Annotated in this window: 21 protein-coding genes and 2 pseudogenes; 5 read left to right on the plus strand and 18 right to left on the minus strand. The window is 43.9% G+C overall.

The features are described 5' to 3' along the window. Positions 1-217 precede the first annotated feature (217 nt). From BTW01_RS10850 to BTW01_RS10860, 3 genes are all read left to right on the plus strand, one after another. Complete coding sequence (locus tag BTW01_RS10850) at positions 218-1603, plus strand: amino acid permease (protein ID WP_162102996.1); 1386 nt, start codon at positions 218-220, stop codon at positions 1601-1603. A gap of 91 nt (positions 1604-1694) precedes the next feature. Continuing rightward, a complete protein-coding gene (locus tag BTW01_RS10855; RefSeq protein WP_162102997.1) occupies positions 1695-2402 on the plus strand; it encodes a YjjG family noncanonical pyrimidine nucleotidase in 708 nt (235 codons plus the stop codon). 110 nt (positions 2403-2512) lie between these two features. After that, entirely contained in the window at positions 2513-3742 is a 1230-nt protein-coding gene (locus BTW01_RS10860) for an MFS transporter (RefSeq protein WP_162102998.1), read from the plus strand. 28 nt (positions 3743-3770) lie between these two features. Here BTW01_RS10860 and BTW01_RS10865 read toward each other — a convergent pair whose 3' ends face one another. The 6 genes from BTW01_RS10865 to ltaS1 all read right to left on the minus strand — a co-directional run bounded on the left by BTW01_RS10865 (position 3771) and on the right by ltaS1 (position 10738). Then, positions 3771-4706 carry a hypothetical protein gene (locus BTW01_RS10865; protein WP_162102999.1) on the minus strand — a complete coding sequence of 312 codons (936 nt, stop codon included), beginning with the start codon at positions 4704-4706 and terminating at the stop codon, positions 3771-3773. Positions 4707-4720: 14 nt separating this feature from the next. Beyond that, positions 4721-5881, minus strand: a complete 1161-nt coding sequence (locus BTW01_RS10870) for a glycosyltransferase family 2 protein (protein WP_162103000.1) — start codon at positions 5879-5881, stop codon at positions 4721-4723. A gap of 26 nt (positions 5882-5907) precedes the next feature. After that, positions 5908-6819, minus strand: a complete 912-nt coding sequence (locus BTW01_RS10875) for a putative nucleotide-diphospho-sugar transferase (RefSeq protein ID WP_162103015.1) — start codon at positions 6817-6819, stop codon at positions 5908-5910. Positions 6820-6842: 23 nt separating this feature from the next. Then, a complete protein-coding gene (locus tag BTW01_RS10880; protein WP_162103001.1) occupies positions 6843-7811 on the minus strand; it encodes a GDP-mannose 4,6-dehydratase in 969 nt (322 codons plus the stop codon). Positions 7812-7817: 6 nt separating this feature from the next. Then, positions 7818-8582, minus strand: coding sequence for a glucose-1-phosphate cytidylyltransferase (locus BTW01_RS10885; protein ID WP_162103002.1), 765 nt, complete (start codon positions 8580-8582; stop codon positions 7818-7820). Between the two features lie 236 nt (positions 8583-8818). Beyond that, positions 8819-10738, minus strand: a complete 1920-nt coding sequence (gene ltaS1 / locus BTW01_RS10890) for a lipoteichoic acid synthase LtaS1 (protein WP_162103016.1) — start codon at positions 10736-10738, stop codon at positions 8819-8821. Positions 10739-11241: 503 nt separating this feature from the next. Here ltaS1 and BTW01_RS10895 point away from each other — a divergent pair. Continuing rightward, on the plus strand, positions 11242-12306 hold the full coding sequence (locus BTW01_RS10895) for a DUF3900 domain-containing protein (RefSeq protein WP_162103003.1): 1065 nt from the start codon (positions 11242-11244) through the stop codon (positions 12304-12306). Positions 12307-12432: 126 nt separating this feature from the next. On the opposite strand, the gene BTW01_RS10900 is transcribed toward BTW01_RS10895, so the two are convergent. From BTW01_RS10900 to BTW01_RS10910, 3 genes are all read right to left on the minus strand, one after another. After that, on the minus strand, positions 12433-13077 hold the full coding sequence (locus BTW01_RS10900; protein ID WP_162103004.1) for a Bax inhibitor-1/YccA family protein: 645 nt from the start codon (positions 13075-13077) through the stop codon (positions 12433-12435). Between the two features lie 107 nt (positions 13078-13184). Then, positions 13185-13352, minus strand: coding sequence for a YezD family protein (locus BTW01_RS10905; protein WP_162103005.1), 168 nt, complete (start codon positions 13350-13352; stop codon positions 13185-13187). A 154-nt stretch (positions 13353-13506) separates the two neighbouring features. Beyond that, on the minus strand, positions 13507-14379 hold the full coding sequence (locus BTW01_RS10910; protein WP_162103006.1) for an STAS domain-containing protein: 873 nt from the start codon (positions 14377-14379) through the stop codon (positions 13507-13509). A 194-nt stretch (positions 14380-14573) separates the two neighbouring features. Here BTW01_RS10910 and BTW01_RS10915 point away from each other — a divergent pair, with 194 nt between their 5' ends. After that, positions 14574-14999, plus strand: a complete 426-nt coding sequence (locus BTW01_RS10915; RefSeq protein WP_162103017.1) for a hypothetical protein — start codon at positions 14574-14576, stop codon at positions 14997-14999. Between the two features lie 247 nt (positions 15000-15246). Here the strand turns inward: BTW01_RS10915 and BTW01_RS10920 are convergent, their stop codons facing one another. From BTW01_RS10920 to BTW01_RS10955, 9 genes and pseudogenes are all read right to left on the minus strand, one after another. After that, the gene (locus BTW01_RS10920) at positions 15247-15942 is read right to left on the minus strand and encodes a YetF domain-containing protein (protein WP_162103007.1); all 696 of its coding nucleotides are present in this window, start codon (positions 15940-15942) and stop codon (positions 15247-15249) included. A 133-nt stretch (positions 15943-16075) separates the two neighbouring features. Next, complete coding sequence (locus BTW01_RS18290) at positions 16076-16279, minus strand: hypothetical protein (RefSeq protein ID WP_202923600.1); 204 nt, start codon at positions 16277-16279, stop codon at positions 16076-16078. Between the two features lie 132 nt (positions 16280-16411). Further along, positions 16412-16954 (minus strand): GNAT family N-acetyltransferase, encoded by a 543-nt coding sequence (locus tag BTW01_RS10930; RefSeq protein WP_162103008.1) that lies wholly within the window; start codon positions 16952-16954, stop codon positions 16412-16414. A 122-nt stretch (positions 16955-17076) separates the two neighbouring features. After that, positions 17077-17646, minus strand: a complete 570-nt coding sequence (gene cotJC, locus BTW01_RS10935; RefSeq protein ID WP_162103009.1) for a spore coat protein CotJC — start codon at positions 17644-17646, stop codon at positions 17077-17079. A 14-nt stretch (positions 17647-17660) separates the two neighbouring features. After that, positions 17661-17924: a spore coat protein CotJB gene (cotJB, locus tag BTW01_RS10940; protein ID WP_162103010.1), complete on the minus strand. Its 264-nt coding sequence runs from the start codon at positions 17922-17924 to the stop codon at positions 17661-17663. Continuing rightward, a complete protein-coding gene (gene cotJA, locus BTW01_RS10945; protein WP_162103011.1) occupies positions 17908-18156 on the minus strand; it encodes a spore coat-associated protein CotJA in 249 nt (82 codons plus the stop codon). The genes cotJB and cotJA overlap by 17 nt, the downstream gene beginning before the upstream one ends. A gap of 73 nt (positions 18157-18229) precedes the next feature. Next, positions 18230-18571: pseudogene (locus tag BTW01_RS10950) on the minus strand (TetR-like C-terminal domain-containing protein). A gap of 36 nt (positions 18572-18607) precedes the next feature. Beyond that, positions 18608-18859, minus strand: a pseudogene (locus BTW01_RS18715) (TetR/AcrR family transcriptional regulator); the annotation flags it as partial. Positions 18860-18946: 87 nt separating this feature from the next. Further along, positions 18947-19246, minus strand: a 300-nt coding sequence (locus BTW01_RS10955) for a hypothetical protein (RefSeq protein WP_202923601.1), incomplete at its 5' end; no start/stop codon positions are given.

A 19246-nucleotide genomic window follows, 5' to 3' on the forward strand; every position in this document is an offset into this window, starting at 1 on the left:
AATATGTGTGAATCTATTTTTTCTATCGGTTCACACTGGATAAAATTGAATATCATATGAGTAAAATTTCCCATTCTGTCCTACATCAACGCTGTTTCGCTTCTATCTTTTAAAGTAAGAAAATATATGATTGACCGCGCCAAATTCCGACAATATAATACAATAAGAACTGCGTAAAACGATTAGGATATTCTGAATCCTCCAGGAGGAACTTTTAATGAGTTCATTATTTAGAAAAAAACCGCTTGACACATTGAGCGCGCAAAGCAAGTCAAATAGCCTCGCCCGTACGTTAAGCGCATTTGATTTAACCTTGCTTGGCATCGGCTGTGTAATCGGTACCGGGATTTTTGTCATAACAGGGACAGTGGCGGCAACTGGTGCAGGGCCCGCTCTCATCATCTCGTTTATTTTAGCGGGGCTCGCCTGTGCGCTCGCTGCCTTTTGCTATGCCGAGTTTTCGTCTTCGATTCCGATTTCAGGAAGCGTGTATTCATATTCCTATGTAACACTCGGAGAGCTGCTCGCCTTTTTGATCGGATGGGACCTTATGCTTGAATATGTCATTGCACTGTCGGCGGTTGCCACCGGCTGGTCTTCCTACTTTCAATCACTGCTTGCCGGCTTCAGCCTTCATATTCCGGCCGCATTGGCAGGAGCGCCGGGAAGCACACCGGGCGCCGTGTTTAATCTTCCGGCTGCACTGATCATTCTCCTCATCACTGCGATTGTCAGCAGAGGCGTCAAAGAAAGTACACGCTTTAACAATGTCATCGTATTGATGAAAATCGGGATCATTTTATTGTTTATCATCGTGGGAATCGGCTATGTCAAACCGGATAACTGGTCTCCTTTTATGCCGTTTGGGATGAAAGGCGTCATTGTCAGCGCGGCAACTGTATTCTTCGCGTATCTCGGGTTTGATGCGGTTTCTAATGCTTCAGAGGAAGTGAAAAATCCGCAAAAAAACATGCCGGTCGGCATTATTTCGGCTCTTGCCGTTTGTACCGTTCTGTACATCACGGTATCGCTTGTGCTGACAGGTATGATGCCTTATACGAAATTGAATGTCGGTGATCCGGTGTCCTTTGCGCTGAAATTCGTCGGTCAGGACGCTGTTGCCGGCATAATCTCTGTCGGTGCCATTATCGGGATTACAACGGTGATGCTCGCTTTGCTGTACGCTCAGGTTCGTTTGACATTTGCCATGAGCAGAGACGGCCTGCTGCCCGGATTGTTCGCAAAGGTCCATCCGTCATTTAAAACGCCGTTCCGCAACACATGGCTGACAGGTATTGCTGCGGCGGGGATCGCTGGGTTTATTAATCTTGGAACGCTGGCCCATTTGGTGAACATGGGAACATTGGCCGCGTTTACGATCATTTCAATCGCTGTCATTGTGTTAAGAAAGAAATATCCGGAAGTCAAAGCTTCCTTTAGAGTGCCATTCGTTCCGGTTGTGCCGATTATCAGCGCAGGCATCTGCCTTTGGTTCATGTACAGCCTTCCCGGTGTCACGTGGCTTTCATTTGTGATCTGGATCGCTGTTGGAACGATGGTTTATTTCCTGTACGCAAGAAAACACAGCTTATTAAACAAATAATCCTTTTCAGCTGGCGGTGCCTTACCCGCCGGCTTTTTTCTTTTTTCATGTGCTATACTTTGAGTACATATACCGAAAGGGAGACAAACGGATGACACATTACCGCACTTTATTATTTGATATAGATGATACCATCCTTGATTTTAAAGCGGCAGAAGCATTGGCGCTGCGTTTGCTGTTTGAAGATCAGAACATTCCTTTAACAGCTGACATGAAGGAGCAGTATAACATAATCAATCAAGGCCTGTGGAGAGCTTTTGAAGAAGGGAAGATTACACGAGATGAAGTCGTGAACACCCGTTTTTCCGCTTTGTTCAAGGAAAATGGCTATGAGGCGGACGGCGCCTTGCTTGAGCAAAAATACCGAAGCTTTCTTGAAGAAGGACATGAGCTTATGGACGGCGCCTTTGAGCTTATCTCAACTCTGCATCATCAGTTTGATCTGTATATCGTGACAAACGGCGTATCTAAGACGCAATACAAGCGTCTCCGTGATTCAGGATTATTTTCTTTCTTCAAGGATATGTTTGTTTCTGAAGATACAGGCTTTCAAAAACCGATGAAGGAATATTTCGATTACGTGTTTGCACGGATTCCCCGATTTTCAGCAGAGCACACATTAATTATCGGTGATTCACTCACAGCTGATATGAAAGGCGGACAGCTCGCCGGACTTGATACTTGCTGGGTAAACCCTGATATGAAGCCGAACGCGCCAGAGATCACACCCACCTATGAAATTCGTAAGCTTAAAGAGCTATGCCGCATATTGAATATCGAACACGCCGTCAGCTGCTAATCATGCTGGCGGCGTTTTTTTAGAAGAGGCTTTTTTCCTCTTGATAAATTCTTCACCTTATGAATAATATAGGGATATTCTTTGGCTATGTATGTAAGGAGGAGACTCATTTGGCTATCGCCGCCCCGCTAAAAGAAAAAACAACCCACAAACCCGGCACTACGGTGTATCCGATTTTGATTATTATCGGAATCTGCCACATGCTCAACGATTCGCTGCAAGCCGTGATTCCGGCCATGTTCCCTATTTTGGAACGCTCTATGAGCCTGACGTTTACACAGCTCGGAGTCATCGCTTTCACATTAAACATGGTCTCATCTGTCATGCAGCCTGTCGTCGGCTGGTATACCGATAAACAGCCGCGGCCGTATGCGCTGCCAATCGGCTTGACCGCCAGCATGCTTGGCATATTGGGCCTTGCGTTTGCCCCGTCATTTGTAACGATTTTATGCTGTGTGTTTTTCATTGGATTAGGCTCGGCCATTTTTCATCCAGAAGGTTCCCGTGTAGCATATATGGCCGCCGGCACAAAACGCGGGCTCGCCCAGTCGATCTATCAGGTAGGCGGTAACTCCGGCCAGGCGATGGCGCCTCTGATCACCGCGCTGATCCTTGTGCCGCTCGGACAATTCGGTGCCGTGTGGTTTACACTTGTCGCCGCACTCGCTGTTATGTTTCTGCTGTATATCGCGAAATGGTATGCCGCACGTCTCGGAAGCCTTGCCCAGAAGTCAGGCAAACAAAAGAACCCAACTGAAAATACGGCCATCACCAAGTCTGTTGTATCTGCTCTTATCATTATTATATTTCTCATTTTTGCACGGTCTTGGTATACAAGTGCAATCGGCAACTTTTACACGTTTTACGCGATAAATACATATCACGTAAGCATTCAGCAGGCACAAAGCTATATCTTTGTCTTTTTGCTGTTCGGCGCTGCCGGCACGTTTCTCGGCGGCCCGCTTGCAGATCGTTTCGGAAAACGCTTCGTGATCCTCTGTTCGCTGCTTTGCTCGGCGCCGCTGGCGATTTTGCTTCCATTTGCCGGCCCGGTGCTCGCCTATGGCGTGCTGGCATTAAACGGCTTAATTCTCATGTCGAGCTTTTCCGTAACGGTCGTTTACGCTCAGGAGCTTGTCCCTGGAAAAATCGGCACAATGTCCGGTTTGACCGTCGGGCTAGCCTTCGGAATGGGTGCGATCGGCGCTGTGGCGCTTGGCGCTCTAATTGACTCGGCGGGGCTGACCCCGACGATGATTGCCATTGCCTTTCTCCCTGTCCTCGGCATTCTTGCCTTCCTGCTGCCGAGTGACCAGAAGCTGAGAGAATGGCATAGCTAAAAAATCCCTGCCCGCGGCAGGGATTTTTTTAATCCAGCTGTATAAAATGAGTGTCAGGCACTGCATGCTTCGGGATAAAGCCGTCCGCGAAATCTGGGAATGCTGACTGAATGTCGTCAATCCATTTTTTCAGCTGCAAAATATACGGCATATAGATTAAATCGACTGTGTTTTCATCATCTATATGATAAAACCAGCAAAGATTAAATTCATTTTCCGTCACTAACGTTAAACCGGAAAAGTGATAAAAGATCAGCGGACTTTCATTGACATACACTTTGCCATTCCGTTTTGATACTTTATATTTTTCTATATTCCAAAGAGCAGTGTTTACCCCAATAGATTTAATGATATGAACGTGCTCAAATTGCTCCGGCCACTTTTCCACATATCTTTGATCCCCATATGTTTTGCGCTCTGCATCCATATCAACTGTACAATAGCTGATACACTCCTGTCTCCACTGCCAAACAGCTTCATATGCTTCCCTGACATTTCGCGTTCCGACAAATCCAGTGTTAAAACGGCCAGTGCGTTCATAATAAGACATAAACCGCTTGGAATTATTGTGATCTGTCAGAAATAAAGAAGCGTTTGGGTTTTCAGCAAAAATCAGTTCTGGATCAGAGAAGAAAAACAAGTCCGTATCCATATGGGCAAAATATTCAGCATCATCCCAATTCGTCATGACATGGAACAAAAAAGCAGGCTTCAAGGTCCAGCAATACTCGTGAAAGGTTCTATTGTTTTTGGCTTCGAGCAGCTCAGGTGTTTCTACCTCATACAACTGAACAAGGGTCACATGCTCCCATTCGGGGTACTGAAGCAGCTCATAGGCTTTAGGATCAACACAAAGCACATATAGATGAAAATCACTGCATGACTCATGAAGTGACTGAATCAAAGGCTGCAGCTTAAAAACATGCGTTCTCGATACAAGTGTTGAAAAATGAAACTTACTCATCATACCACATCCATTTATTTAAGATCGATCTGCAATAAATCAGAAGCAAGCATCGTTAACGCAATAACAAAGTCATGAATGCCAATCCTCTGTTTTGCGTCATAAAGAAGCGTTTTGACTCGATTGGCATCAAAGTCGGTTACTGTAACTTCCGTCCCCTTCTCATGCCAGTCAGGATTTAAATTGCGATATCTTACAATTTGAAGCAGTTTCAAAAATTCCTCCAGCAAATAAGCATACTGGGGGTGCTGATGAAGTGTTTGAATATCCCCCATAATATTGTTGGTCATGATAGGATAAAAAGGTCCATTGAAAACCAAGTGCACATCCATTGAATAAATATCATTATACTTATCACACATATACGCAATATTCGTTCGGATATCGTCAATTGACGAATTGCTCGGGTGCTCCTGATGGACACTTATAATATCACGCCGTATTTTAAATACCATCCCAGCCTTATGCAGCTTAATGCCTAGATCATAATCCTCAAAGCCATACTTCACAATGCCTTCATCAAATAATCCAACATCCTCCACATGTTTTCTTTTGACCGATGAATTGTTTGTGATAAAAAAACGCCACGGCATATGATATCCGTTCAAATCATCACCGTAATGTTCCAGTACTTTTTTCAGCACTTGAACGAAGTCAATATCAAGATCATAGCTTTTTTCTAGAAATGCTCCGCTCTTAATATCCGATTGCTGTAAAAGCCTCTGTTTGTCTTTTGACGGAACAGCCCCAAACTGTTCTGCGATTTGTTTTTTATTTTCTTCTTCAAAATTCTCATAATAAAAGCTGTAGATCCGTTTCCAAAACAAACCGCACACGACAAGCTTCTCCCCGCTCTCATGTGCTTGAATATGCTTCGCCACATGTTCCTTTTCAGCAAGCATATCACTATCATGAAAAATCAGGATGTCGCCTTTCGCTTTACGAATCGCTTGGTTTCGCCCATAAGCGATTCCTCTGTTTTGTTCAATGCGGACAATCGTAAGCGGAAAATTCGCTTGAAATGACTCAAGCATCGAGAGCGTCCCATCTTCAGAGCCATTGTCCGCTACAATGACTTCAAAAGTTTCATCACACTCCTGCTGGTTTAATGACAAAAGGCTGTTATACAGACGCTCCTTTGAATTATATGCAGGAATAATAACGCTTGCTTTCATTTCATTTCACTTCCTGTATTTACTATTTATTTGTTGTCATCTTTTGAAGCAAAACCGTTAAATGCACAGTCTAACGTTTTGATGTGCTGAATAATATGCGTCAGCGTCTCTTGATACAGCTCATGCACAAACGGCAGATCTGTGCGGGTTGTTTCATGAATCTGTTTCATTTCATTGAGACTGACAATTCGGTATCCGCTGAAATGGTAAAAAATCAGCGGGCTGCCATCCTCCAGCACGATCTGGCCATCCTCCCATGAAAATGTATGCTGCCCGTAATTCCAGTGTCCGATGTTTACACCAGGTGTCGTAATATCACACACATTGGGAAACAGCTTAGACATATAATCCAAATACCCCTGATCACCGAACTTCCCTTCACCCGGAGCATTTTTGCATTCCTCAAGACAGCGCTCCTTCCACCACTCTAAGCAATCAGTACCGGCATCATCATTCTTAAAGCTGATAAAGCCGGAGTTATATTTGCCTAAAAGCCGCTGCAGCATGGCAATCTGCTCTTTTTCAAAGGAAGGGATAACGATATCCCCCCGTGAAAGCAGAACCGAGCAGTCGGGCTGGTTTTCAAAGATCGGCGCCGGGTCAGCATAGAAAAAGAGATCCCCGTCAATATACGTTACACGCTCCAGCTCAGGATTGCTGTTCAGCACCGCCTGCAAAAAGATCGGCTTCATCGTCCAGCAGTACTCGCTTTGGTTCCTCGTTTCCTTCAGCTTCAGAAGCATTTCATTCTCAAGAGCGGCCACTGGCACCAGATGCAGCTGTTTCATCTTCAGTTTCTGTAAGACGCGGTGTGTATCTTCATCCATGCACAGCGTAAAAATAGGGCTGTCTTGGTCAACTTGCTCTAACGACTCAAATAAGGCGACTGCCTGATATAATCTCCCTTTTGATAAAACGGTGCAATAGGCGCTGGTCACAGTCAAGTTCACCTCGTTTCACGTTACTTTTTGAAGAATTCTGTATACCACTCAATCGTTTTTTCAAGTCCTTCATCAATCGTGTAGGCCGGTGTCCAATTCAGCAGCTTTCTTGCTTTTTCCGCGGATAAATATTGATGTTTGATTTCATTGCTTCCCTGATTCAGCACCTTCGGCTTCAGATTACTGTTCATTTTCTTCATGATTTTTTCTACCAGTTCAAGTACGGTCAGCTGAATCTCATTGCTGAAATTAAAAGCCTCTCCGGCAAGGTTGTTTTCTTCCATTTTTTCTGCCAGAAGCAAATAAGCCTGAACGGCGTCTTCAATATAAAAGTAGTCACGGACAAAGGTACCGTCGCTGCGGATTTCCGGTGCTTCCCCATTCAGCACAAGCTGGATCGTCTGTGGAATGATGCGGTTGAAATTCAAGTCCCCGCCGCCGTACAGGTTCCCGCAGCGCGTGATACAGACCGGCAGACCGTACGTGTGAAAATACGTGTGGCTGATCAGATCTGCGCAGCTTTTCGAGACATCGTACGGATGCTTGCCTTGCAGCGGCATATTCTCATCGTACGGCAGGTTTTCTTGATCCCCGTAAGCTTTATCACTTGAAGCCACAATCACCCGTTTTATTAATGGATGCTTCCGGCAGGCTTCAAGAATATTCCACGTGCCAAGGATATTCGCTTCAAATGTAGAAATCGGGTTGCGGTTCGCCACACCGACAATTGCTTGAGCAGCGAGGTGAAAAACTGTGTCAATTTCATATTCGCCAAGCGCGCGTTCCATCACAGCCATGTCTTCAAGTGAGCCCCGCACAATGTTCATTTTCTTAATATGTTCACCCTGATAAAGGTTGGATTGAGGCACATGATCTCTAACAAGCCCTGTAACATTCGCTCCCTGTTCGATCAGTTCTTTCACCAAATAACTTCCTAAAAGACCTGTACACCCCGTAACAAACACGTTTTTATTTTTCCAAAAACTCAAATCAGTTCACCATACCTTCCATGCTTGTTGTCCGTGATCCCACATTTTGTTGACTTCTAAAAGATTTTTATACGTATCGATGGCCGTCCAAAATCCGTAATGACGGTACACGGCAAGTTCTCCGTCTTTGGCAAGGTTCTTCAGCGGTTCATCTTCGAACATCATATTCCCGTCCTTTGGCAAATAATCGAAAACCTTAGGACTGAGAACAAAGAATCCGCCGTTAATGATTCCGTCACTTGATGTCTTTTCAGAAAATGTTTTCGCCATGCCTTCCTCAACCGTCAAGGTGCCGAATTGCGAAACCTTTTCAATACCGGTGACCGTCGCGGCAGCACCTTTTTCCTGATGATAGCTGATGAGATGGAAAAGATTAATATTGGCCAGCCCGTCTCCATAGGTGAGCAGAAACGGTTCATCACCGATATAATCTTTTGCCTGCAAGATTCTTCCCGCTGTCAGTGTGTCTTCCCCTGTCTCCAGCAACGTTATTTTCCACGTTTCAGGCTTTCCAAGTATCTGCACCTCTCCTGTAGAGCTGTCGAGCGTCAGGCTGTTGTGCTTCCATTCATAATCGAGAAAGTATTCTTTGATTTTTTCTCCTTTATAACCCAAAAGCAGAATAAACTCGTTTACTCCGTAGTACTGATAGATTTTCATAATATGCCATAGAATCGGTTTTCCGCCTATCATGGCGAGCGGTTTAGGAATGTCATTTGTGACTTCGCTCATTCTCGTTCCTTTTCCGCCGCAGAGAATGACCGCTTTCATCTCTACCCCTCATCTCTATGAATATTGAGTTCGAAACCCGGTACATCCTTACAATCTATCAAGAGTATCCCTGATAATTTGTCCACTTCAATACCGGTTTCAAAATCTACTGTAATGATATGAGAGGCAGAGGGCATTGGTGATTAAATGGAATCTATTTTTTCAAGTTGGTGATATAACCAAAAAAAGAGCCATGAGCGAAGGCAATGTGCCCGCTCATGGCTCTTTCAGTCTTACTATTTGATTTCTTTTTCCCTGCCGTAATGATAGTTAGACGGATCAACGGCTTTGAAATCGCTGAGTTTATGGAACCTCAGTAAGTCTTTATACAGGACACTGTCTGACAGACTCAGCTGCTGGTTCACTCTTGTTTTCAGATTCTTCGTTTCTTCATTCGCTTTCAGTTTGTTACCAGTCTTCGTATCGTAAATGATATTGTCGACAGATGTGTACTTCGGCGTCACGAAATCTCCGTTTCTAAATGCCACTGTATCATCGTGGTCTTTAGAGAATAAATCAGTACCAAAGTTGATATACTTCTGAGAATCAATTCCTTGTAAGTGCAGAAGTGTCGGCATGACGTCAACTTCGCCGCCATACGTATGGTTCACTCCGCCTTTTTTGCCAGGAACGCGGATCATCAGCGGCACACGCTGGTTCTGCGCATTTTGATAACCTGTGATCTCTTTTCCAAGAATCTCTTTCATCGCACGGTTATGGTTTTCAGAAATACCATTATGGTCACCGTAAATCATGATAACTGAGTTGTCATACAGACCGGCTTTCTTCAGTTCCTTAAAGAATTGCTCAAGAGACTCATCAAGATAACGGGCTGTTTGGAAGTAGCTGTCAACTGTGTTATCGCCCGTTGTCGCTTTCTTAATGGATGCGTCTTCTTCATCCAAGTTAAACGGATAATGGTTTGTTAATGTAATCAAATGTGCGTAAAACGGTTTTTTCAGAGACTCCAGTTTTGGAATCGATTCTGTAAAGAACGGTTTATCCTTAAGTCCCATGTTAATGACATTTTCATCTGACATATCATACGTGCTTGCATCAAAGAATTTGTCATAACCGATATGTTTGTAAATCTGGTCACGGTTCCAGAACGATTTGTAGTCACCATGCAGGACAGCGCTTGTGTAGCCTTCCTTCTGGTCTAAAATCGCCGGGAGTGACTGGTATGTGTTTTCGCCTTTTGTCACAAACGCGGAACCTTCAGGGAGCCCGAAGATCGAGTTATCCATTGTCAGTTCGGCATCCGATGTTTTTCCCTGGCCTGTCTGGTGGAAGAAGTTATCAAAATACGTTGTATCTTCCCCGCCGTGTGCGAGTTTATTCAAGAACGGCGTCACCTCTTCACCGTTCAGCTTGTAATCAATCAGAAATGACTGGAAGCTTTCCAGGTGAATCTTAATGATGTTTTTTCCTTTTGCAGAACCGAAATACTCGGCATTCGGTTTCGCATAATGAGACGTCGTATAATTCTCAACGCTTGTTAAATCATCACTGCTCGCATAGGCTCTTTGCGTTTCCGTTTGAGCCGTCTGAACACCGTCATAAATGGTGTAATTGTAAAGACCTAAATATTTCACAATATAATTGCGGTCAAATGTTCTTGTCAGCAGCTCCGGACGATCTTTTTCCGCAAAGTGCAGGTTGATAAAAAACAGTGCAATCCCAGAAAGAATCACTAAGGATGCAAAGCGTTTTTTCATTTTGTATTCTTTTAATTCAGGTCTCCAAATCAATACCGCAACCAGAATGATGATATCCAAGAAATAGAAAATATCATGTCCGGCCATAATACTGAAAATCCCGTCTCCCATGTTTCCGACGTTGCCGGACTGTTTGATGTTCGGGAATGTTAAGAAATCGTCAAAGAAACGATAGAACAAAATATTTGCGTATAACACAAATGTCATGATGAAATCGATAATCAGCATGATAATAGCTGATTTGCGCCCTTTTACAAGCAAAGCCAGTCCTAAAAAGAAAATGGCGCTTGAGAATGGGTTAAATATCAGGAGGATCTCCTGGGTTGTGCCTTTTACCCCAAGATTAAATTCAGTCTTGTAGGATAAATACGTTTTTGCCCAAAACAGTATAACAGCCAGCACAAAAAAGCTAAGTTTGTAAGAAAAAAGTTTCTTCATGGCAACCTCTACTTTCTTAAACACTTTAAGTTCTTCGTTCATATTTACCTGCTCTTTATCCTGTCTTCCAATTCCTTCTTTCCAAACAACATCAAGGCATCACACAACAAATAAACACACCGCGGCAAACCGGAATATTTATGTTTTGCACCATACCTTTTTATTACATCCATTTCAAACCAAACACTTGACGAAAGAAGCCTTCATTTCGTTTCACATTTTTTCTCAAAAAATAAAAAAAGGGGTTCTTTTGTCATGTGTACCATGGAAAAAAGAAATAGATACCGAGTATAAGAATAACATAAACTAGCAAAAACGAAAAATATGTTTTGCAGACAGCCTGCCTTTTGGGCTGGACTGAGGTTATTGTATGCACAAACATTTTATACAATCACCATTTTTTAAAAGGGCATGGCATCATCCCCATTCTCTGATTGACGATCAATCATCGTTTTTTCTATACTTGAGAAGCTGTACAATACGCGAATAAGGTGATTTTATATATGGATTTTGAAATTCGATTTTTATCCTTTTATGTCATACAGGTGGAAGGCAAGGATGAGCAGGCGAACAAGCAGTTCAAGCATTTCCAAACCCTTGATACAGGTGAATTTGAAGAAAGCGAGCTGAAGGACTTTCTCGACGGAGAGCTGAAAAAAATTGTCAAACGGAAAGCCGACCGCCATCCGCAGTCCGAGCAGGTGCCGACGAAAATCGGCCATTTTATCGTCGAGCCCGGTCACGATCTTGATTCCAATCCGAACTACAACATGTTCAACCGCGCGCGTCTTGCGGAAACAAAAGAGGACTTTAACGATCTGAGTGAACAGTTTGTCGGCACGTACCTCGACACGAGCGCAGTCCGCGGCGGCGTGTTCCTCGTCGCTTCCGCCGTACCGAAAAAATACTTCGACGAGTCATTTGTCTTTATTATGAAATGTGATTTTGAGCCGAAAGTCGCCCGTATCTCAGACGCTTCTTCTCTCATTAAAAAAGTCGAAATGGCGATCACGACAAAAAATATGAAAAGCATTCAATATCCGTACATGCCGGAGGAAGGAATGATTGAGGAAGGCGAGCTGAAAATCCACCAGTCCTCACATGCACGCTATTTCGAGGACTTTTTGAAATTCGTTGAATACGGGGAATCAATGCCGGAAATCATGAAAAACCAGGTTATGAACATGGTGCAGGAGCACGTCTACGAGACATTTGAAGACAACAGTGAAGAGCTCAAGCAGTTTGAACAGGATATTGAGATTTGGGAAGCCAGCGAAAAACGAGAGATTCAAGAGCGCCTCGATACCCACCAAGTGATTGAAGCCTCCGCTCAAATCATCGAGCACACACCAGAGGCCCAGCTGAAAATGAAGGTGGGAGAAACCGAGATTAAAGGATTGCTGGCGGATTTTGGCGATTCAATTCATCTCGCAAAAGTGAACGGACGTTATGTTGCGCTGATTGAAGCCGAGACGATTTCGTTTGAAAAAGGCAGTTCTCCGGTGGAATTTTATAAGCCTGAGGGGCTGCATGAGGTGATTGAGCGGATTCGGAATAAAACAGAGTAAGAGTAAAAAAGTCCAGAATTGATTCTGGGCTTTTCGTGTCTCATCTCCCTGCTCTCCAATCCGCTCCCCGCTGTACCATAAGTAAAATATAAAAAAAGCGCCTATCCAATGACAGGCGCTCTCTGATTAATCATCACTGCTTAAGATGCCGAAGAAGCGAAGCAGATTGATGAACAGGTTGATAAAGTCAAGATACAGTGATAATGCCATAACCGGAATTAAGTCTTCCGTAATATGGCGGTGTTTAATTTGGTTCAGATCATACAAAATGTAAAGGGAAAAGACGATGGTCCCGATCACGGAATACGCCATCATTGCCGCTGAGTTTAACGGACTGAAAATATTGAAGATGCCAACGACTATTAATCCGAGCACGGCTACCAGCAAAAATGACCACAGGAAGGATAAATCCTTCTTCATTTTTGCGCCGATTGTGCCCAGAACGGCAAAAATGACAAATGTAGAGCCAAAGGCTTCAAGCACGACATAGGCGCCGGCGATGGAAGCGTAGTGGCTGACGATCGGAAATAAAGTAATACCGGAAATAAAGGCGAATGTAAATACAAACGCATATCCAACCGCTTTTTTTCTGCGCATCCAGAAGGCCAGAATAATCATGCCCACTTCAAGAATAGAAAGCGGCAGCATCAAAGCGACAGGAACAAATTGGCCGATAAAAAGCCCGACAGTCGCGATCAGCAGTGTGAAAACAAAAACTGTCAAAATTCGCTGCATGATCGATTGCTTATTCTCATGAACTGTAGCTTGCATGTCAAAAATCCTCCTAAAAAATAATCTTAAAGGTCTATTATATAAAAATTGGATGAAATATGTAATGTTTTTAAGGAGAATTTAATAAAACAAACACCCTGAAGCATTCACTTTGATTCTTTTCTTTTCAGCGAAAAACGGTGCTTTTCTATTTTTTCAATTTGGGTAATTTGAGAATCATGAACCGTGATTTGCACAGTGCCGAAATCGAGCGTTTCCAGCGAGCTGATTATTTTTTCAATGACCTCTGAATCAATCGTTGATTTTGAAACCAAAAGACCTTCCCCCTTGTTAAATATGTTTAATTCACAGTATTCTTATAAGAATTATAATATTATGTTTTTTTTAATAAATCAAGACGATTTCTATTCAAATCAAAAAGGCATATGATCATCCGATAACGGACAATCATATGCCTGGTTTATCGCCTTATTTATTTTCTTCGAGCTTCTCAACAATACAGCGGACGCCCATGTTTTCTAATGCCTGCTTCAGCGTGCCGTACGTTTCATATTCCCGGAAGTCAAGCCCCAATTGAACCGATGTCTGAGCCACATCTGGACGAATCCCTGAAGACACAGCTTTGATCCCTAATAAGAAAAGCGTTTTTGACAGGTTGTATAATTGGTGCGCCACCATGGTATCCACGATTGCAACACCCGAAAGATCAACGACAAGGCTTGTAATTTTTTTCTCGATACAGCTGGCCGGCACTGTTTCTAAAATAACCTGCGCCCGTTTCGTATCAATTGAGCCGATAAGCGGCAATATCCCGATACCGTCCGCAATAGAAATCACCGGGCAGCCCAGCTCAGAAATCAGTTCCTGCTGCGATGTGAGCCTCATCATCATAAATTTTTGATACCGCTCGGAAAATTCAATAATCAGCTTATCAAACGATTGATTCACAATGCGGTTCCATCGTTCGGCATCCTCGTTTGTGACAAGATCCTGATTCTCTTTTATAAACGCAGCGACTGCCTCCCAGAACGAGATTCTTGAGTTTGCCATCGCTTCTACAACTTCATGGACCTGTACATCTTGCTCCACCCTGTTTTTCGCAACGATTTGCGCCCATTTTGTCATATTTTCTTGAAACTCATTTTGATCCTCCAAGAACGCGCTTGCAATTGTGATATTGGTAAACGTATGCTGCTCGGTTAAAAGCTTTTTCGTTTCTGCACTTAAATTGTCGGCTGAATAAAGCTCGCCTTTCAGCTGACATCGCAAACTGAACCATTTCTCGGTAATCCTTGCAGTATTGTCTATAATATATTGATATAATAATTGATCGATATTCACGGTCTGTCTCCTTTTTCATAGTAGAAGCTCTTTTATTATAAAATTATAAATCGGATTTGGGAATGAGACTAGAAAAAAATCAAATAAATCTGCACCGGGAACGCATTCCAATTTCATCCATAGGCGAATGCACCAAAAACGTCCGCTCACATACACTGCAAATGTATAGTTTACAAGAGAAAGGACGTTATGACATGTATTATGTTGATCCTTATATGTTTGCCGGGCATTTTTATGAACCTTGGCCTGTTTTTGAATATGAATATCGTTATCCAGATGGTTTCCCATGGTCTGGCGGCAGTGCTATGCCTGGGGGCAGCACCATGCCAGGTATGGGCGGCGGTGCTCCGCAAGGACCTCCGCCTTCCCAAATACCAGCAAAACCACCAAAACCGCAGGGTGCTCAAGGAGCCGTTTTTTTAGTTGAACCCGTCACCATTCGGCCTTGCCTCTTCCGATTCACCTATGTTTGGTTAACTAACGGAAGATCATTTTGGTTCTATCCAATCGTTCTTGGCAGAAGATCGGTCGGCGGCTTTTATTGGAATGCATCACAGCGCCGCTGGGTTTATTTCGCTTTAGACACAAATCTGATCGATGTTGTGAGTTGCTCATTTTAATCAAACATCAGCCGGATTTACCGGCTGATGTTGTTTTGGCTAAGTTTACCTATGATCAAACAATTGGCACGGTTGCTGTATATGTTGATGAAGACCAGCAGAAAAGCAATTTGGGGAAGAAAAGGCGGGTTTGATATCGCGGCGGACTATCCAATGAGTTTAACGCAAGCCATGTACGAGCTGTCAAATAATAAGACATGCAAACAATAAAAAGCTTGCGCCTCGCAGCAAGCTTTTTATATGAAAATTATGTCGCTCTGCTTTCTTCATATGTGACGGTATACAGCGGCTTATTTTTGTTCCATTCCGCAAATAACACATCCTCCGCCTTACCAACGTTCTTCTTTTTCAATTCTTCCGTAAGCCACTGCTCATCCACACCCGCTTCCTTCAGATTATCCCGGATGATCTCTCCGTCTATGATCAAAGTGATCGGCAATGAGACGGACTTCGAAGGAACCTGCAAATCTTTATTTGTCGGTTTGTCAAAGTCGGATTTTGGAAGTACACTGACCATCCCGTTTGTTTCAAGAATCGCATATTCGACTTCTTGTATCGAGAAGCTCCCCACTTGCCTCAGAAGACTTTGCAGCTGGTTAATATCCATCTTGTTTTTCTCCATTACTTTATATTGAAGCACTCCTTTGCGAATGACGATATTCGGCTCACCCTCCAAGAACTTTCGCGATGATTTTATTTTTTGTGTGACAAATTCAATGAGATAAATCAGCACGCCCCACAGCAGTGAAGCAAATATAATGATTTTTATCTTAATTTCCTGATCGTACACAGCATTTCCGACCAATTCCCCTAAAATTAATGCAGAAATAAAGTCAAACGGCGTAATTTGAGAAAATTGCGTTTTTCCGAGAAGTTTTAAAATGATAAATAAAATTCCTAAACCGCATACCAGCTCCACTGCTACACTTAAATAATTTCCCATATTGATAACACCTACTTCTTGATAATACTATCAGTATAGTCAACGGTTTCTTTTCTAAACCGAAAAAGCTCCCCTTTGGCCGCTCAATCATGAAAAGCGAATCATTTATTTAAAGTTCTATGTATTCATCCTTTTAAAAAACACTTGCTGTCCCCTCGAAACATTCAACATCACGAGAGGCAGCAGTATCTCCTATTCTTCCCCAGCATCGTCTGATAATCCTTTCAATCAAATAACCGGAAATGACATTGAGTCCAAACGTTCTCGGGCTCATTCCTTTCCAGCCGCATACATACCTGAGACTGCACCAGATCGCAAGCACACCAAGAACAACCATCCCAGCCGCTTCCTATCAGAAAATTTCTTCCGTGAAAAACAGATGCGCCAGCGAACAGACAAGACGGCACGGTCACCATATCTCCTGCTTTCCCTTTTAGAAAAAGACAAAAAAGCCTCCTGCAAAGGACGCTTATTCTGCCGCAAGCTCTTTCTCAAATAAATGATATCCGGATGCATCAGCACCCATGAATTCATAGCCCATACGCCGATAAAAGGAATGCAAGGCATCATTATCAGCAACACAGTCAAGCCTGATCTGTGTTTTCCCCGGGAAGTGTACACCCGTCTCTGCCCATTGAAGAACCCGCGCGCCAAGCCCCTGTCCTGCAAGCCGGCGGCTGACTGCAAGACGGTGCAAATAAATGGAACCTGCATGTCCATCTTCTCCCCAAAGCTTTCTGTCCCACTCACTCGGTTCTGGGAGCAGCATCACGACAGCCGCAAGCTCATCATCTTTTTTAAACACAAACACATGTCCTTTTTCAATCGAACCTGCGATATTATGTGTATCGTGTCCTTCCAGCAGCCCGCTCCATTGGGTGGAACCCCGATCCCGGAGCCATTCAGCCGTTCGGACGAGCAACCCTGTAATCGATCCCGCATCCTCATATTCGGCCGGATAAGCGCGGATTCCATCAGCTAGTGTTTCGTTCGTAATCTTAAAAGGTGACATAAAGGCCTCCCAATCAAAAAGTAAGCTTGCACACACCTTGATTATAATGCAGACCAAACAGCAAAAACAGTCATTTTCTCTGTATGTAAAAGGAGTGTATGAAAGAGAGGCCTATCTGCCCATTAGAAAATCTTCTTTTTATCCCGCTCTTCTTTTAAAATCTCAACCGCTTCTCTGAAACGCATAGAATGCACAATTTCACGTTCACGCAAAAAACGAAGGGAATCATTCAAATCAGGATCATCCGAAATATCAATCAGCCATTGATACGTCGCCCTCGCTTTTTCTTCTGCTGCAATGTCTTCATATAAATCGGCAATCGGATCACCCTTCGCCTGAATATAGCTCGCTGTAAACGGCACACCTGACGCATTTTGATAAAAAAGCGCACTGTCGTGATTGACGTAATGATCGCCAAGCCCCGCTTCACGCAGCTGCTCCGGCGTGGCGTCTTTCGTCAGTTTATAGACCATGGTCGCAATCATTTCCAAATGGGCAAACTCCTCTGTGCCAATATCCGTTAAAAGGCCGATGACCTTATCAGGAATCGTGTACCGCTGATTCAAATAACGAAGAGCGGCGGCCAGCTCTCCGTCCGCTCCGCCATACTGCTCAATCAAATACTTCGCCAGCGTCGGATTGCACGTACTGACCTTGACTGGGTATTGCAGCTTCTTTTCATACACCCACATTCAGGCATTCCTCCTTATACTTGCCACGGCCACGGCCCTTGTTTCCAATCCCAATCCTTGCCCGCTGGACTTGTGCCAAACTGAAAAAGCGGTCCGTAAACGGATTCGAATTGCCTTTTTAAGTGCCTTGAATAGCCGGAATATTGATTGAATTGCTTCAGCGCATCTTCATCATGAGGATGTGTATCTAAATAAAGGCTCAGCTCAACAAGCACAAAATCAGCGGCCTGAATTTGCTCAAGCTGACGGTAATATTCGGCATCAACCTTTTTTGCCATGTACGTCTCCCCCTCGATAAGGGTTTTCATAAAAATCATAGAGGTCCTTCCAAAGGGTTCCTTTCCTTAAAGCCTCCATTGGCGAAAACTGTTGCATATGCTCAGGCTGAAAGGCCATATAGAGATTGGGCGGCGTTCTGTAATACTTCTTCCCTATAGGCGGACAAGGGTCAAAACGGCTGTGAAAGGGCGTGTATGATTTGACTGGCGTAAACGGCTGCATATCCTTCATTCCGGCTCCTCCTTTCTCAAAAACAATGACCTTAATAGGTATGAGACAGGAGGAATGATTATGACTGAAAGCGTTAATAAGGAAGCTTAATCTGTTCCTCGATCCCCGTGATACGAAGCGGTACCAGCAGCGTTAAACGTGTTAATTGATTCGCCATAAACAGCGTGCTGTACTTCATGCCTCTCTCCAGCCAGGAACAAATAACCCCGATATGGGCGGACGTGATATAGCTGACGAGTATCTCTTTCGAAACCTGCATCGTGCTCTCTGACTCCTCAATTGATGAAAGCAATTCCTCGTAAACTCATGTCTGAACGAAATCCGCCATAAGGCTTCTGAATTGAGGCCGCCCCCTGTCGCTCAGCATCACTTGGAAGTATTCGGCATGTTCATGGATGTACTCAAAAAGCTTTATAAAAGATACAGGCGGATGATCCTCCTCACGTTCCTAATCTCTAAGGACCTTGACACTCACCAGAAAAATATCACGGATAGCTTCCTTTCAATCACCTCCGTTTTCCCCTCAAGGTACGTTTTCACGGCTGACCAAAACAAATCACGCTTCGCATCACACAAACTTTGGCGCGCAATTCTGAAAGGAGAAGCAGCTCCTGAAGTGCGTACCTTCGTAGCCATATTCCCCAAAAAACTTTTATCACTCTATGCAGAACAAGCGCAGATCAAATTCTTTGTTCCTTCCCAAATAATCATCAACTCATGTAATAAAAATATTAAAAAAACACTCTTGATCAGCAAGAGTGTCCTCTTTTTATCATTTTTATTTATAGACTTATTTTCCCCAATGGCCCATATGGTGGTGATGGTGGTCATAGTGACCATCATGATGATGATGGTGGTTTTCCTTTCCAACATGGTGATGATGATTATCTTTTCCACCATGATGATGGTGATGTCCACCGTTCTCATGATGCATGCTCGGATAACTTACAGCCCCCGTTGAGCCCGCATATCCGCCGCCTGGATAACCGCCGGATCCCCCGTATGCGCCCGATCCTGGATAGACGCCGGCGCCTCCATACATGCCGGATCCCGGGTAGCCTCCATACATACCGGACCCCGGATAGCCTCC

This window comes from Bacillus sp. SKDU12, from assembly GCF_010093085.1.
Classification (GTDB): domain Bacteria; phylum Bacillota; class Bacilli; order Bacillales; family Bacillaceae; genus Bacillus; species Bacillus mexicanus.

Coding starts and splice junctions, on each gene's coding strand:
- BTW01_RS10850 (WP_162102996.1), top strand. CDS start 218: ATGAGTTCATTATTTAGAAAAAAACCGCTTGACACATTGAGCGCGCAA.
- BTW01_RS10855 (WP_162102997.1), top strand. CDS start 1,695: ATGACACATTACCGCACTTTATTATTTGATATAGATGATACCATCCTT.
- BTW01_RS10865 (WP_162102999.1), bottom strand. CDS start 4,706: ATGAGTAAGTTTCATTTTTCAACACTTGTATCGAGAACGCATGTTTTT.
- BTW01_RS10870 (WP_162103000.1), bottom strand. CDS start 5,881: ATGAAAGCAAGCGTTATTATTCCTGCATATAATTCAAAGGAGCGTCTG.
- BTW01_RS10885 (WP_162103002.1), bottom strand. CDS start 8,582: ATGAAAGCGGTCATTCTCTGCGGCGGAAAAGGAACGAGAATGAGCGAA.
- ltaS1 (WP_162103016.1), bottom strand. CDS start 10,738: ATGAAGAAACTTTTTTCTTACAAACTTAGCTTTTTTGTGCTGGCTGTT.
- BTW01_RS10895 (WP_162103003.1), top strand. CDS start 11,242: ATGGATTTTGAAATTCGATTTTTATCCTTTTATGTCATACAGGTGGAA.
- BTW01_RS10900 (WP_162103004.1), bottom strand. CDS start 13,077: ATGCAAGCTACAGTTCATGAGAATAAGCAATCGATCATGCAGCGAATT.
- BTW01_RS10915 (WP_162103017.1), top strand. CDS start 14,574: ATGTATTATGTTGATCCTTATATGTTTGCCGGGCATTTTTATGAACCT.
- BTW01_RS10920 (WP_162103007.1), bottom strand. CDS start 15,942: ATGGGAAATTATTTAAGTGTAGCAGTGGAGCTGGTATGCGGTTTAGGA.
- BTW01_RS18290 (WP_202923600.1), bottom strand. CDS start 16,279: ATGGTTGTTCTTGGTGTGCTTGCGATCTGGTGCAGTCTCAGGTATGTA.
- BTW01_RS10930 (WP_162103008.1), bottom strand. CDS start 16,954: ATGTCACCTTTTAAGATTACGAACGAAACACTAGCTGATGGAATCCGC.
- cotJC (WP_162103009.1), bottom strand. CDS start 17,646: ATGTGGGTGTATGAAAAGAAGCTGCAATACCCAGTCAAGGTCAGTACG.
- cotJB (WP_162103010.1), bottom strand. CDS start 17,924: ATGGCAAAAAAGGTTGATGCCGAATATTACCGTCAGCTTGAGCAAATT.
- cotJA (WP_162103011.1), bottom strand. CDS start 18,156: ATGAAGGATATGCAGCCGTTTACGCCAGTCAAATCATACACGCCCTTT.